Below are 14,281 nucleotides of genomic sequence, written 5' to 3' on the forward strand. Positions count from 1 at the left end.
GTCACCCGAGGCCGAAAGTCCGGGTGAAGCGGGGCGTGGTGCGGGGCGGAATTGCGGCGAACTAGTGCCTTTTGCCTTGGATTTTCGTCAAATCCAGTTCAAAGCGTGCGCGCGCAGGTATCAGGCAGAACAGGCTTTTAGCCGATATATTCTAGATTTCCCAACAAGATGCCCTTCATCGCAAGGGGCTGATCGGGATCGAGCGTTGCGATGTCGATTCCTGACTCCACAAAGGCGTTCGTGCGGTCCAGTTCCATCGTGGCAAAATCGGTTTCGGCGTCAAAATACACCCATCTGGGCGCATTGGCGGTGGGCACCCCAACCGCTGCGCGCAGCACTTCCAGCGCATCCAGCGCTGTGACCCTGCCGTCAGAATTGATATCTGCGGCAATGTAGTGCTGGGCGGTGGCCGTGCCAAAAGAAGGGCTGACGCCGACGGCCATGCGCAACACATTCAGCGCATCCAGCGCCGTGATGGTCGGATCACTGCCCGGCTGGTAGTCGCGGGTCACATGTAGCGCCCCTTCTGTGCCTGCTGGCAATTGAAACGTCACAGCGCCTGTCGCATCCACAGACTGGGTGTCAAGCGCGGTGCCATCCGGCAGAAGCGAGACGCGCGCCTGTGTTCCCATTGCCAGCGGGTCACCGTCGGTATCTTGCAGCACCAGATCAAGTTGGTAAGTGTCTGGCTCTGGCTCTGGCTCTGCGGGCGCAAAATCGGTCTGGAAAGTTGCCTCGGTGCTTGCCGTGTCGCCTGCAACAGTCACCTCTGCGCTTAATGTCAGGGTGGCACCGTCCGGCAAGGTTTGCAGCATGTCCTGCGGGATCGACAGTTGCCATTCTCCGTCTTCGACACTTGCAAGAAAGCTTTGGTCATTGAGCAGGACTGTTACGCTGACATTGTCGGGCACGTGCGTGGTGGTGCCAGTGATATGAATCCCCGCGTCACGAATCTCTGCTGTCATCGGTCCGTCGAAGGGCAGGGGGGACAGCGACAGTTCGGGGGCCGGAAAATCCAGATCTGCGCTGAAGCCGCTCAGTTGGAAATTGTAGGTATTGTCGAACTGATCGCGCAGTTGCAGCGGTAAAGCATAGGTGCTTCCCTGCTGGAGCAATGCCAGTGTCGAACCGGGGAAATGGACGGCCCAGTCGCCGTTTTCGATCGTGGCGGTATGCGCGACACCGGCCAGCATGATGGTGACAGCCCCCCCCTCGGCAGAGGTGACGCCCGAATATGTAACGCCGTCTTGCAGGTCATTTGCGCCCAAGGTGGCAGAGAATGGCGTGGGGAATGTTCCAAGTGTCGGCTGGTCGAAAGTGGTGCTGAAGCTGAATGTCTCATCCACCGGCCCTGCTGCTGTCTGCGCCGCTGCTGTGATCTGGTACTCGGTATTGTTGATCAGATCGTCCAGATCGCCCGCGACATAGCCATCCTGTGTCTGCCTACCAGCGCCAATCGTAACAGACCACTGGCCGGACTCTGTTAGGGTTTCATAGCTTTTGTCATTCAGCGTTACGATCACTCTAGTGCCATTTGGCATGTCCTGGGTGCTGCCTGTCACAACAAGGTCTTGGCTCTGTTCCTGCGCGCTCATATAGGCGCCGATGGCGGGGGGCGTCAGCGTGATTGTTCCTTGCGCGACGGAAGATTCCAGAACCCCGGCAGGGGAATAAATGCCATCTGCAAATTGCAGAAAGGTGATATTCTGCAAGGTGTTGACACCATCCCCCAACGCGCTGCCGCGCTGGTCGCTGACAGTGATCGTGCCGGCATTTACCGTTATTGCATAGTCGGCAAATGCACCTGTAAACAGCGCCGTGTTGACCCCGCCTGCGCCGTCAATCACATTGTTTCCGCGCCCGACAAGCAGCAGGTTGTCCAGTGCGTTGCCCGTCAGCGCCAGATTGCCCGCGCCCAGCAAGCCGCCCTCGGCCACCCCGTCCAGCAATGTCAGATCGCTGGAGGCCAGAATCCGGCTTCCGCCGACGATATCTAGTTTCACATTGCTGGCGCTTAGATCGACTTCGGCGCGCAAGCTCTCGCCCTGCCAGTTGATCACAACTTCAACCGGATCATCCTGTCCGCCAAGGTTCAAGGCATAGCCACCTGCGCCCGCCGTCGTGATGCTTTGCCCCAGCGCTGTGATCGTCACAGCGCCGCGCCCTTCGCCCATTGAATAAAACCCGTCACCATCAAGATCGTCATAGGCAACACCCGTCAGAAAGCGGTCGGACGCCCCTTCGCTTCCGAATTTGTTGGTGATGACAGATGCGTTAAACGTGACCCCATTTGCCACATAGTCTTGTGTAAAAACCTGCGCGATCCCTGCTTCCTTGTAGTCGGCATTCAACAGGTTGGGCCGGTGGGTGATCGAATAGAACAAACCCTGATGGTGCCCGATTCCCGAAGGGCCAGTCACTATGGCCTGTTCTGCCGAGAAATTGGCAGTTGTGGCCCCAAAGGCCAGGTTTTCACCCACAAACCGCGACCCGTAGCCTGCATCTTCTGCGCGGTCGGCCGGGGTTGTTCCGTCCAGCCAATGGTGCCCGGCATTTGGCCCTGTCATCTGAACCTGACCGTCAAGATAGGCCTGCGAATGCACCACGGATGCAGCAGATAGCTTTTCATTTGCCGCCAGTGGCTGGCGCACCCCGTCTTCGATAGTTTGCGCAGGGGGCTGGCCTGTTTCGCTGGTCGGGTCGGGGTCATTCAATCCGATGCCAAAGCGCGCGGCCTCGCCCAAAGGGTTAAGCCGTGCACGGTTCAACTGCTCCAGAAAGAACTGCTCGGGGGCGGTCAGCATGAATAAACTCCCTCAACATCAAAAAACACGATGAGATACTTAATGCCTGTTCCTCAACCCAGTGCGCGTATGGAGGTGACGCAAAACGATGAACAAGGGCGGCAGAAGCGGTCCCCACTCATAAAGCAAGATGGCCCGCAGCACTGCCGCAGGCCATCGTAGTGTCAGCGCATTCAAAGGGTGTCCATATTGCCCAGCAAAATGCCGACCATGTCAACGCCACCTGTATTCTCGGTCAGGCTGGCAACACTCACCCCTGTTTCGACAAGAGTATTCTCGCGAGACAACTCCAGCGAGTCCCAATCCGTTTCAGCATCGAAAAAGACCCAACGCGGCGCGTTTGCAGAAGAAACACCCACTGCCGCGCGCAACACTTCCAGCGCATCCAGTGCCGTTACCCTGCCATCGCCGTTGATATCGGCTGCGATCAGTTGTTGTGCGCTGGCCTCGCCGAAGGATGGCGCAACGCCTACCGCAATGCGCAGCACATTCAGGGCATCGAGTGCCGTGACGGTCGGGTCGCCGGTCTGCCAATCGCGGCTGGCATCCAAGCGGCCTACTGAATTTTCGGACAGGTTAAACTCAAAACTGTCGCTGTCACGTGTCTGGCGTGTCAGATTTACGGATTTGCCATCAGGGCGGAAGGTGACGGTCGTATTTGTCAGGGGGTCTCCGGCAAGGGTTGTTACATTGCCTGACAGGCTTAACAGGGTGTCGGTCAACCCGCCGCCCGCAACCGCGGGCGTTTCGATCACAGGGGGCGGCGCTTCGGGCGAAGTGACCTGTTGAACAAACTGGTCAGAACTTAACGCGCTGTCCAGAAAGCTGTCATCTTGCGTGACCAGAAGGTCCAGCACAGCATTGTTATAGGCAAAACTGCCCGGTGTCAGACCTGCCGCTTCTGCCAGGGCGCCGGCCTCTGCCTTTTCTTCGGCGGAGAAATCGTCAAGCGTGACCATCTGTGTGGGATAGTCGGCCAGATAGAAGCTGTCCGGCCCCTCACCCTCAGCGTAAGTGAACAATGTGCTGTCATCCGTGACGCGCCAGTATTCGCGGAATTCCCCGTAAACCCCGTAGGTTTCGGCCTCTGCATCATCCCCGAATTGCAGCGGGATTTGCAGGCTTTTCGTCCCGCCGTCAAAAACAAGGTCATCGGCTATGGTGCCGTTGAAATTGCCCAGCAGACCTTCGACATTGTCTTGCCAATAGGATGACAGCCCCACGCCGATATCCACTCGGCTGCCCACGATATCGACCTGAATCAAGCTTTGAGAGTCGTCTGGCGCAATCGCATAAATCTTGTAGCTGTTGCCCTCGCGTGTGATGACACTTGCATCCATTCGGATCAGGTCGCCATCGGCCAGTGCGCGCGCATCACCATTGATGCGTAGCTGCGTGGCACCCGGGGCGATCATGATCGTGTCTTCCCCCAGTTGCAGGGCTGCTGCGACATTTGCTGTGACGTTTTCGCCAGCCGGGGACATGCGGGACTGCAACTCGAACATCTCGCCATTGGTGGCGCGCATCAGCACATATTCGCCAGCGGCGTGGAAATCATAGCCCAGCCCGTCATGTGTCAGCAGATGCGGGTCGCCAGTGGCGAAGGCGAGGCTTAGATCGCCCAGGCTGGGAATGAAGAAGCTGCCAAGGACCACGTCCAGTTCGTCGATGAAGCTGCGGAAGTTCTCGACATCGGTGGCCGACAGGATGACGGTGCCATCGGGGTCGGTGATGGTCAGGCTGTCAAAGCTGATGCCGGGCACATCGCGCAATTCCGTGGCGGGCTGGCCGGTGCCGAAAGCATCGAGAACAAGAGGGTCTTTGAACGTAAAGAACTGGTTGGACTCCCAGTCTGAGACCGAATAGGTTCCGTTGAAACTGGGGAAATCGATCCTGACCCAATCAGCATCGCCGATCCTGTCAATCTCGCCAACGAAAGATGCGCCAGAGTTCAGCACATAAGGAGTTGTGCTATTCGCGGGCGCATCGCCCATATCTTCGAAGGTCCATTGATTGGCGTTAGCAGTCGGCCCCCACCAACTGCCTCCAAGCTGGTAGACCCCGGTCTGAGCTTGCCAGCTGACGATCTGTTCATCGCTTGCAGTGACCTGCGCGAAATATGTGCCCTGCGGCAGTTCCTCGTATACAATGCGCAGAGAGTTAGGCTCATCATTGGAGAAGCTGAATACTTGGCCCTCTACGGGGTTCCCACTTGCGTCGAACAAGGTGACTTCGGGCACGATCTGCGCGCGGGCAGGGTTGATGAACTCAAAGAGTTCCGCGACAGAGATATCCGCGCCGGTCATGGTCAGGACAAAGCCATCAAGATTAAGCGTTATCGTATCGCCCAGCTCAAGGCTGGCCAGCACTTCGCCATTGTCGCGCAGGCTGAAACCGGTGAACCCATATTCTTCCAGCGACCCTTCGGCCTCGCCATCCAGAATGTCGACCAGCGTGATCAGTTGCGACAGCGTAACCGGAAAGCCGCCGGTCAACTCCAGGCTCTGGTTGCCGCTGCTGAGTGTCAGGCTTTCGGGCGCTATATCCAGTTGCGCAATGCGCAGGTCGCCATAGTCCATGCTGATCTGGGTGATCGTTCCATTGGCCGTGCCGTTTTCGAGCGCTTGCTGCAACCCTTGGAGCGTGCTTGAAGGTGTGATGCCACTGCCCGAAATTTTGAAAGTGTAAATTTCGCTATCTGCCGGATCAAGGCTTGCGAACTGGGCCGTAAGGCCAGTTGACGACAGGATGATATCGCCAACGACATCGTCTTCGTCTGGCCGCACATTCCGCAACAGGTCGCTATATTCCAATGCAAGGTTCGGCAGCCTTGTATTGCCCAACCCATCCAGCAGAGCTTCAAATTCGGGATTCAAAGATATTGTGGCCATATACGAAATGATCCTTTAATGCAAAATCTGTGCCCGATTTCAAAAACCCGGGCGCAATTATTAAAAATTTATTCATTTGTTTATGGCGTAAGAAATTGGTTCAAATCAAGGCTTATTGCAAGTGCCTGTCCGTTTTATGAGTCTGCGCTGGCAGACAGGCTGTGCGGGCAAGGCGACAGTATTTTCTGTGCTACTCATCCTTTCTGGTTGCGCTGCCCCGCCAGAGGCTAAGATCGGGGTGCGCCTTGCGCAGGCTGATCTGGCCTATGGCCCTGCCGCGCTTGATCATGCGGTGTCAGAATTCCTTGGGCCGTCTGCATCCGGTGGCGGCGGCGGCAGTTCGGGTGGGTCTAAAAAGTCCGGCTCTGACAAGAAAAAGGCCAGCGCCGATATAGACTACCGCGAAATCGCAGGGCAGGAAGTGGCGCTTGTGGTCGGCATGGCCCAGCCCCTTGCGGAAGGCTGGTATCTGGATGGCACGTTGCGGTTGGGGCAGGGCGAAGTGGATTACGTTTTGCCCGCAGGCAGTTTGCGCGTGCCGCTAGGGGCCGCCACCGTTGTTTTTGACGAAGAGGTGACACTGCAAGCCCGCACCCGCTTTCTGGAAGCCGAAGTGCTTGCCTTTCGGCAATTTGCGCTGCCCGTGCCCGGTGTTCTGGAACTTGGTGCCGGGGGTGGGGTCAGAAGAACTCACAGCCGGTTGAAAGTCAGCACTGACATCTTTTTGCCCATAGAAATTGACAGCCGGTTTCAGCAGACCCAGACCTATGGTGCAATTCAAGCCCGCTACAGCCTGCCCCGTCTGCCGCTTCGTGGCTTTGCCGAAGGGCGCTACTACGGGCGCGATGCTGCCGGAATACGCGGGGGGGTCGAGATGGTCTTGCCTTTGAAAGCGCGGCGACCGTGACCGCAACGCGGCCTTGCGCAGTTTCAGATCGCTCGCGGGCCTTCACGCACTTGGCCGAAGTGGGGAAAACACCCCTTCCAGATCTTCTGTAAAGAATGGCGGGGTCAGGACAGGAAAGTGTAGCGTATCCTCGGCAGCAGGCAGGTCGTCATGCAACAGCACAACTTTCGCCCCCATGCGGTCCAGCGCGCCACGAAGGGCACTTGTTGCGAATGTATCGGGCGCAACCTGCACAAGCGCATGGCCGAGGCTTGCCCCGTCTTCCAGCCCGGCCAGCATTTCCAGCGCCTCTTCTGCCGAATTGGCCACAAGAGGCACACCCAGGCCGAGTTGTTTCAGCGTGGTCGTCACATCTGATGCGACCAGCGGAACGCGCACACAGACAAGGAAGTAGGTTTGCATACAAAGACCCTTTCGATTCTAGGTCTATATGCGCACACTGAAAAGAGTCGCACTATTAACTGCGACATAGGTAATAAAATCGTCGTTATGGCAATACTCGGCCTGAAGTCAGGGTTAATCCGCCCGGCCAATGCAACGCTGCGCGCTGGCCGGGTGGGGCATGTTTAGTCGATGATTTCCACCAGTTCCACACGCCGGTTCTGCGCGCGGCCGTTTTCTGTCCGGTTGGTGGTGATCGGCGACATTGGTCCCGCCCCGGCTGCGCGCAGGCGCGAGGCGTCAATTCCACCTCTGTTGGCAAGCCAGCCGACAACAGCCTGTGCGCGCTCTACAGACAGGCGAAGGTTGTAATCAAAGCTGCCGACACCGTCGGTATGGCCCACCACCAGAAGCTTCAACTCTGGCCGCCCACGAAGCAGGTCGGCGACGGTTTCAAGGGCGCGCGCGGATTCCGGCAGGATTTCTGCGCGGTCGAATTCGAACAAGATCGCATTGACGATCACACGGCCATCCTGCACCAGCCCCGATTCCAGTTCCTCGACCTCTTGCGGGACCAACACGACCTCGGGTTCGGGTTCCTGTTCTGGCTCTGGCTCGGGTGTGGGGGAAAACAGGTCCAGCGGCGCCATCTCTTCAATCTCGACCGCATTGATCATCATCCGGCGCGCATTCTGGCGGCTGAAGAACGACACTGCGATGACGTTCTGTTCATCAGGGCTGCGGACAAGGATATAGGCGTTGCTTTCAGATGCGGTGCTGGGGGTGCGCGACAGAAAACCGCTCTGATATGAAATGAAGGTGAACCCGTCACGGATACTCAGTTCTTCGCCTATGCCCGAGAAGATGATTTCGAAATCGCTGCTTTCGAAATGCTGAACATAGCCACGATACAGGCGCAGCAGGGACAGTTCCAACCCATCGACAGTATATTCCATCTGCCGCCATGCGCCTTCGACTTGCACTGTCTCTTCGAATTCAGGGTCACGCCCACCCGGATGCGGCGCGGCCGGAAATTCAATTTCTGCGAAATCGGTGAATTCGTCACGGGTGATATAGCCCTCGGCAGGAAGCGGCACCATCGGGTGCGGGGCCGCCCCCTCGATAGCGCGCTGTGCCATGACAGGTTGTGCAGCAACCGTTATGCACAGCGCTGTCACAATACTGGCCAAAACGACTGCGACCTTGCTTCTGAACATCCTGAAATCCCTTCGTTTCGTGAGTGTTGCCGGAACTCTAGCCGTGCAAACTTGCGGCTTCCCCCTTCAAACAGAGGGGGCGCGCCGTTTGTCTGAAAGCCTGTACCTTAATCTGGGCGCTGTCTGGCCCACCAGCACGCCTGTGGCACGCCCGATTGCACGGACAGGATCTGCATTGCATCGGCTTGCCACAGGCCATGCTCGACCAGCCATTCTGTCGCTTGCGCATCCTCGACGCGTGTGGCCAATGCCTGCCCCAGCCCCGTCAAGGCGCCGCTGACCTGCGAGGGCGGCAGTTCCGCGCAGGTTGGGCCGTGAGTGTCCACATCTAAGGGCTCTGGCGAGGTGCAGGCCGAAAGGCCACACTCAACAGCGTCATCCGGGGCGATTTCATGCCGGCCAGCGGCGACGATATCGGCGCGCATACCCTGAATCGGGCGCATGACAAAACGCCATTCAACATCTGGCCCGGCCCCGAAAGCTTCAAGAGGGGCGACCGCGCTGGCATCAAGAAATTCCATCAATTCATTGCGGCGTGCTTCGCCCAGATTGAAAGCCTGAAGGCGGATCAGCGATACCTGCATCGGCCCTCCTGCGCCTTCGGGGATGATCTCGACACGTTCCTGTGTCAGCCGGATACGACCGTGCAGGGCAAAGCCGTCTTGTGCGCCAAAAACCTCGACCGCGCGGGCGAGGGGCGGCAGATCGGCATCAGGCCAGCGCAGCGCTGCCGGGTCGGACTGCTGGCGCACGGGCAAGGTGGCATCCAGTTCAGCCACGTCCATCGCCACTGAACTGCCCAGAAATTCTGTGATCAAACTGTTCAGGTCAGTTGGTGACGGGGCATTGGCCGGGGTGGTCACGGCATCGGGGCGCGGCGGGATCGGGGCTGCAATGACATGGCGCTCCAACCCCTCAAAGCCCTGCCGCCAGACAGAGATCAGCGCGACCAGAGTGTCGTCGGCTTGCGGATACCCGGCAGAGAGGACCGCATCTATCCGGTAGGCTTCGGCGCAGCCGCGCGAGGCCGGAATGCGCTGGTCCTGATGCAGGACTTGCGCGCCGCCGCCGGGTTGCACAAGTTCCAGACGGTAGCCGCGCAGTGCATCGGGGCGCAGACAGTAATCGACGGCCGCCGGCACGGGAATGTCTGACAGCCTGAGTGCAAATTCCCGCATCGGTTGCGCTGTCGGATTGTCGGGGTTCGGGATGGAGATGCGCGTGACCTCTTGCGCCATATGCGCCTGCCCGATGCCAGCAGAATAGAGCACGGTTGCGGGGCGGCGTATGCCCAGGTCTTGCAGCATGGACGCGGCGCTGTCCAATGCCTCATGGCGCACGCGCTCTAACGCCACAAATGGGGCGGCTTCGACCTCTGCCATCGAGGTTTCGTCGCGTCCTGCCCGAAAGGGCGACCCCGAAACCCATGCATTCTGCGCCAGATCGACCACAAATACAGTTGCATAGGGCAACCCGGAGCCGCGTTGCAAGCCATAGGTCTTGAAGGCGAAATATGCGCCGTCCTCGGAAAACCCGATGATACGGTCATGCGTGAAGTCACCTGCAAATCCCGGCTTTGCCAGCAGGCAGGCTATAAGGGCAAGCGTGCGCCACATCATTCCGCAGCCTCCGTCAGCCCTTTTCCAGCGCGCGATTTCAGTTTCTGGAACTTGCTGGACATGCCATCCAGCTTGGCGTCCCATTCGGGGTTTGGTGTCTGCCCCTCGATGGTGCGGAAATAGGCTTGCAACAGGCAGGCAACGGCCAAGGGTTCCAACAGGGCCTGTTTGACCGACCATGCCAGAATAAAGGCAATCACGATTCCCATCGCCGACATGCCGCCGGGATAGAGGTTGCTGATCAGCGCCGCAGGGGCCAGCATGATGAAGAACAGGATCGCCATCAGCCCATAGACAAACAAGGTGATCCATGCAGCATTTTTCAGCATGGGGCGGTAGTTCTGCGCATAAAGCACCAGTGCTGCCCGCGCCGAGGCCCAGGGGTCGGTCGCGCGGGTGCGCATGCCATAGGCAAGGATCACCTCATCAATAAAACCCACAGCCACACGCAGAAAGGCGCGCAGAATGGTGACAAGCTGGCGCACACCCGGAATGGGCAGCAGCGTGAACACGCCGCGGATCAGCCCGGTGATCGCGCGCAAGACGCCCTTGACCAGTTGATCAATGGCAAACAACACACTGGCCTCGCCAAAGCGTTCGCGCACCATTGCTTGTGCATGGCCGATCTGGCTGCGCCCATCGGGCATGGGGCGGTTATCAATCAGCTCTACCATGACCGCGATATGACCGGCCTTGACCATGTACAGGATATACTCGCGCAGCCAGTACATGACGATCAAGACAATGCCGAAGCCCGACAGTCCGCCAAAAAACGTGGCCGAGGCGCGAAAGCCCTCGTCGCCAAGTGCGCCAATGCCCCAGCCGATACCCGCGCCAGTGCCGGTGACCAGAACATAGGCCAGTGCCGCACCAAAATAGACAGCCATGCGCAACAAGACGAATGGCAGGGTTTGCAGCATCAGGCCAATGCCGCGTCTAAAGGAAAAGTCCCACATGGTTATATCCTTCGTTTCGGGTCTGGTGGGGTTTAGGCGGGCGCGTATCAGCGCAGGTTGGTCTTGATTTCTCGCTGCCATTTGCTGACAGAGGTTCGCGGCGCACCGACAAGACGCGCGATGATGGCTGCATCGGTTGCCACGAAATCTGCAACTGTCCTTATGCCTTGCGCTTCAAGCATGGCCCGTTGACGGGGTGTGAAATGATCGCCCGGAAAGGCGCGTGCCATATCGTCTGTAGGGGAGAAGACCTTGCCTATTCCGGGCACGTTACGGACACCTGTGATCGTATCTTCCCCGCGGATGCCCTCAATCTGCAAGTGGTTGGACTGGGCTGTTTGCAGATTGGTTTGCGCCTGAAGGTCAACGGGGATCAGCGTCAGAAATAGCGATCCTGCAACGGACAACGCGGCAAGGTTGGGCAAATATCGGGGTGACATGCGAATTTCCTGTGCTTCGAGGCGGCACGACACCAAAGGCGCGCGCCTGATCGCTGACACCTTAGGGCTGATGTTCCCGCGTTTCCCCGTCTGAACAGGGGGGATCAGGCCAGATGGCGCACTGGCAGCGATAGCAAAAGTGCCACAAGATCGGCCTGCCTGTGGGTTCCTGTCTTGGCAAACACATTGCGCAAGTGAAACGCGATCGTGGTCGGGGCGACTTGAAACTGCTCTGCAATCTCGTCCGGGCGCAAGCCAGAAGCCAGTTGACGCGCGACGCGGGCTTCGGTCGGGGTCAGATCGAACATAGCGCTTAGTGCAGATTGTGAGAGCGGGACCATCGCATCCTGTTTTGTCAGAAAAACCATGACCATCGCCGGCGCACCTGTGGCCGGTTCTGGTGGGCAGGCATGAACCTGTGCAATGCAGGCCGTGGTTTCATCCAGCAGCAAGGATTTGCCATCTTCGCGACCGGCGCGCGCCAGCGCGCCCAATGCGCGCACGGTCTCGGTCAGGGCATCGCGGATGTCGCCCCCTTTTTCGTGCATGATACTATCTGCAATTTCATTGGCCCTTACCTGCGTGCCATCGGGCGTGAAGATCAGCACACCAACAGTCAGGTTTTCCAGCAGATGTTCACCAAGCCCGGCAACATGCGAGATATTGGCCCTTGCCTGCTTGCTTTGGCGCAGACGGGCTTCGATCGTGGATAACAGCAGATCATAATTGATGGGTTTGGTCAGATAGTCATCTGCCCCGGCGCGTTTGCCCCGGATGATCGCATCGGTCATGGACAGGGCCGACAGAAAGACAATCGGCACATGCGCCATATGCGGGTAATCGCGCCGCAGTCGGGCCAGAACGCCATAGCCGTCAAGGTCCGGCATCATGATGTCACATAAAAGCAGGTCCGGGCTGCAATTTTCCAGACAAGTAAGCAGGTCTGCGCCATTGCTGGCCTCTTGCACACGGTAGCCAGCGGCAAGCAACTCGTCTGCGATGTCGCGCAACAGATGCGGCTCATCTTCACAACACAGGATCAGGGGGGGCTTTGTCATAGACACCGTCCAATTTTGTTATGCGACAGGCAACCAGAGAGTGAAGACCGAGCCCTTGCCGGGCCATGTCTCGAAACTGATCTGCCCGCCTTGAAATTCGGCAAGCGCTTGGGCCAGCGCAAGCCCAAGACCTGCGCCTTCTTTATGCGTCTTGCCGCGAAAATAGCGGTCAAACAGGTGCGGTTGATCGCAGGCATCAATCCCGTCGCCCTGATCGGTTACCGCGCAGGCCACGCGGTTGCCTTGTTGGAACACGCGCAATTCCACGGGCCGGTCGCCATTGCTGAACTTGAGCGCATTTGACAGCAGGTTGTCAATGATATGGCTGACAAGATGCAGATCACCTTTCGCCTTCAATAGGCCATCGGCGCAAGATACCTGGAGTTTCCGGTTCGGATGACGGCCTTGGGCTTCGGCTATGGCGGAGTCAACAACCTGCCTGATATCCAGTGCCGCGAAATCCGCTTGCAACTGTTCATTGTCCAACCGCGCCAGCAACAGCACCGTATCGCTCAGGCGGGTCAGGCGGCCTATTGCATCGCTGACCACGGCGCGTCTTTCGATCACATCATCTGCCGTGACTGAATTGCCCTTGCGTTCCAGCCGGTGCAATGCGCTATCGATCAGGCTTAGCGGGGTGCGCAACTGATGCGAAACAATTGCCGCAAAATCCCGATACATCAGCGCGACATCCCGTTCCTGTTCCAGCAATTTGGCGGCGTGCAGGTTCTGAACATCGGCAAGGTGCAACTGGCGTTGCTTGCGCAAAAGCAGCCACGAGATTGCAAGCGCGGCAAGAAATGCCGCCATGACAGCAAAGATAACCAGACGTTGGGTGTTGCGATAGGCGTCAAGGCGCGCGGCGGCCCTGTCCCAATCCTCGATCATGACATCATTTGCAATACGGTTGATTTGCGGGTGCAGCGCTTCGGTCAGGTCCAGAAGCGCCTGATGCTGCCCTTCGTCATGCCCGTGAATCTGTGGGTCCAGTTCCAGCAGGGCCTCTGCCATGTCATTGACTGTCTGCAAATGCCCGATCTGTTCCAGATACCGCGCCTGCGGCCCCCGTCCGAGCAAGTGAAGTCGTGAAATTGTCAGGTCAAAGCGCCGTTCGATATGGCTGTTGTCCCGGTCCTGCTGCGCCACGGCAAGCCCAAGGGCATGGGCTTCCATCTGGGTCTGGCTGACCACCCAGAGCATGTTTTGCGTTGCAGCGATGCGCATGTCGCGTTCCAGCGCCGAAGATTTAGCCAGAGCAAAGGCCAGCGACCCCAGAAACACGACAAGAACAGGCAGAAAAAGCGCGTATTGCGCCAAGCCCGGTCGTTGCCCTGCCAGTGTGCCACTGGTCATTGAACATGCAGCGATACCAGCTGCCAGACCCAGCGGGTATCATAGCGGATATCCTGCAACTCCGGGTGGTCGTCGCGTGGATAGACGATCCAGATCGGCCCCTTGTCGCGCGGGCTAAGCGGTTCGCCATCCATAAACAGCGCGCCAATCACATCGAAGCGTTCAAAATCCGAGATCGGGATTTCGATCTTGTAATCATTGAGCGCGCGCGCAATCACGATGTCGCCACCTGCCTCATGGGCTTCCAGCAAGTCTCGGATCAGAAAACCCTCGAAGGTCGATCTGCCATCAGTCACCGTCGTGGCCGTAACCATTTTCTGTTGCGGCATGTCCAGCAGATCTTCGCGGGTAAGGCTGACTTCGTCATTCGGGATTGCGCCGGTAAGTGTCAGAACAGTGTCGCTTGCACCAAGCGCCGGGGCGGTCAATAGAACGGCAAGGCAAAGCGCAAGTTTTCCGGGCAGTTTCATCGGCGAGCTCCTGTTAGCTTTTCGGACAGTGCCCTCGGATCAGAGGCATCGTGCTCATAGTAATGAAAAACCGATGTGAAACATCCCCAAATTTACAAGTTTTTTCGAGGGTTCCGTAAGACAGCAGGGCAAACCGCGCCGGATTATGCAAAAGCGGCATGATTTTAATCCCGATGTTGTCTCGA

Annotated in this window: 11 protein-coding genes; 1 reads left to right on the forward strand and 10 read right to left on the reverse strand. The window is 58.2% G+C overall.

Going from position 1 to position 14,281, the window contains the following annotated elements; genetic code table 11:
- Positions 1-137: 137 nt before the first annotated feature.
- On the reverse strand, positions 138-2,804 hold the full coding sequence (locus EV660_RS01385) for a dockerin type I domain-containing protein (RefSeq protein WP_071481712.1): 2,667 nt from the start codon (positions 2,802-2,804) through the stop codon (positions 138-140).
- A 173-nt stretch (positions 2,805-2,977) separates the two neighbouring features.
- A complete protein-coding gene (locus EV660_RS01390) occupies positions 2,978-5,695 on the reverse strand; it encodes a VWD domain-containing protein (RefSeq protein ID WP_071481711.1) in 2,718 nt (905 codons plus the stop codon).
- Positions 5,696-5,831: 136 nt separating this feature from the next.
- Here EV660_RS01390 and EV660_RS01395 point away from each other — a divergent pair, with 136 nt between their 5' ends.
- Complete coding sequence (locus EV660_RS01395) at positions 5,832-6,602, forward strand: hypothetical protein (RefSeq protein WP_071481710.1); 771 nt, start codon at positions 5,832-5,834, stop codon at positions 6,600-6,602.
- Positions 6,603-6,644: 42 nt separating this feature from the next.
- Here EV660_RS01395 and EV660_RS01400 read toward each other — a convergent pair whose 3' ends face one another.
- From EV660_RS01400 to EV660_RS01435, 8 genes are all read right to left on the reverse strand, one after another.
- Positions 6,645-7,004 carry a hypothetical protein gene (locus tag EV660_RS01400; RefSeq protein ID WP_071481709.1) on the reverse strand — a complete coding sequence of 120 codons (360 nt, stop codon included), beginning with the start codon at positions 7,002-7,004 and terminating at the stop codon, positions 6,645-6,647.
- Positions 7,005-7,168: 164 nt separating this feature from the next.
- Positions 7,169-8,200: an OmpA family protein gene (locus EV660_RS01405; RefSeq protein WP_084635027.1), complete on the reverse strand. Its 1,032-nt coding sequence runs from the start codon at positions 8,198-8,200 to the stop codon at positions 7,169-7,171.
- A 107-nt stretch (positions 8,201-8,307) separates the two neighbouring features.
- Entirely contained in the window at positions 8,308-9,819 is a 1,512-nt protein-coding gene (locus EV660_RS01410) for a DUF2259 domain-containing protein (protein WP_071481708.1), read from the reverse strand.
- On the reverse strand, positions 9,816-10,775 hold the full coding sequence (locus EV660_RS01415) for a hypothetical protein (RefSeq protein WP_071482329.1): 960 nt from the start codon (positions 10,773-10,775) through the stop codon (positions 9,816-9,818). The genes EV660_RS01410 and EV660_RS01415 overlap by 4 nt, the downstream gene beginning before the upstream one ends.
- A 47-nt stretch (positions 10,776-10,822) precedes the next feature.
- Positions 10,823-11,215 (reverse strand): hypothetical protein, encoded by a 393-nt coding sequence (locus EV660_RS01420; RefSeq protein ID WP_071481707.1) that lies wholly within the window; start codon positions 11,213-11,215, stop codon positions 10,823-10,825.
- 104 nt (positions 11,216-11,319) lie between these two features.
- Complete coding sequence (locus EV660_RS01425) at positions 11,320-12,273, reverse strand: response regulator (protein ID WP_071481706.1); 954 nt, start codon at positions 12,271-12,273, stop codon at positions 11,320-11,322.
- 18 nt (positions 12,274-12,291) lie between these two features.
- Positions 12,292-13,626, reverse strand: coding sequence for a sensor histidine kinase (locus tag EV660_RS01430; protein WP_071481705.1), 1,335 nt, complete (start codon positions 13,624-13,626; stop codon positions 12,292-12,294).
- The gene (locus EV660_RS01435; RefSeq protein WP_198510642.1) at positions 13,623-14,096 is read right to left on the reverse strand and encodes a putative pterin-binding protein; all 474 of its coding nucleotides are present in this window, start codon (positions 14,094-14,096) and stop codon (positions 13,623-13,625) included. The genes EV660_RS01430 and EV660_RS01435 overlap by 4 nt, the downstream gene beginning before the upstream one ends.
- Positions 14,097-14,281 lie beyond the last annotated feature (185 nt).

Origin of the sequence: Roseinatronobacter bogoriensis DSM 18756, from assembly GCF_004366635.1 — a bacterium.
In the GTDB taxonomy this organism is placed as follows: domain Bacteria; phylum Pseudomonadota; class Alphaproteobacteria; order Rhodobacterales; family Rhodobacteraceae; genus Roseinatronobacter; species Roseinatronobacter bogoriensis.

Excerpts from the sequence above, each read along its gene's own strand:
- EV660_RS01385 (WP_071481712.1), bottom strand. The coding sequence starts at position 2,804 with ATGCTGACCGCCCCCGAGCAGTTCTTTCTGGAGCAGTTGAACCGTGCA.
- EV660_RS01390 (WP_071481711.1), bottom strand. The coding sequence starts at position 5,695 with ATGGCCACAATATCTTTGAATCCCGAATTTGAAGCTCTGCTGGATGGG.
- EV660_RS01395 (WP_071481710.1), top strand. The coding sequence starts at position 5,832 with ATGAGTCTGCGCTGGCAGACAGGCTGTGCGGGCAAGGCGACAGTATTT.
- EV660_RS01400 (WP_071481709.1), bottom strand. The coding sequence starts at position 7,004 with ATGCAAACCTACTTCCTTGTCTGTGTGCGCGTTCCGCTGGTCGCATCA.
- EV660_RS01405 (WP_084635027.1), bottom strand. The coding sequence starts at position 8,200 with ATGTTCAGAAGCAAGGTCGCAGTCGTTTTGGCCAGTATTGTGACAGCG.
- EV660_RS01410 (WP_071481708.1), bottom strand. The coding sequence starts at position 9,819 with ATGATGTGGCGCACGCTTGCCCTTATAGCCTGCCTGCTGGCAAAGCCG.
- EV660_RS01415 (WP_071482329.1), bottom strand. The coding sequence starts at position 10,775 with ATGTGGGACTTTTCCTTTAGACGCGGCATTGGCCTGATGCTGCAAACC.
- EV660_RS01420 (WP_071481707.1), bottom strand. The coding sequence starts at position 11,215 with ATGTCACCCCGATATTTGCCCAACCTTGCCGCGTTGTCCGTTGCAGGA.
- EV660_RS01425 (WP_071481706.1), bottom strand. The coding sequence starts at position 12,273 with ATGACAAAGCCCCCCCTGATCCTGTGTTGTGAAGATGAGCCGCATCTG.
- EV660_RS01430 (WP_071481705.1), bottom strand. The coding sequence starts at position 13,626 with ATGACCAGTGGCACACTGGCAGGGCAACGACCGGGCTTGGCGCAATAC.
- EV660_RS01435 (WP_198510642.1), bottom strand. The coding sequence starts at position 14,096 with ATGAAACTGCCCGGAAAACTTGCGCTTTGCCTTGCCGTTCTATTGACC.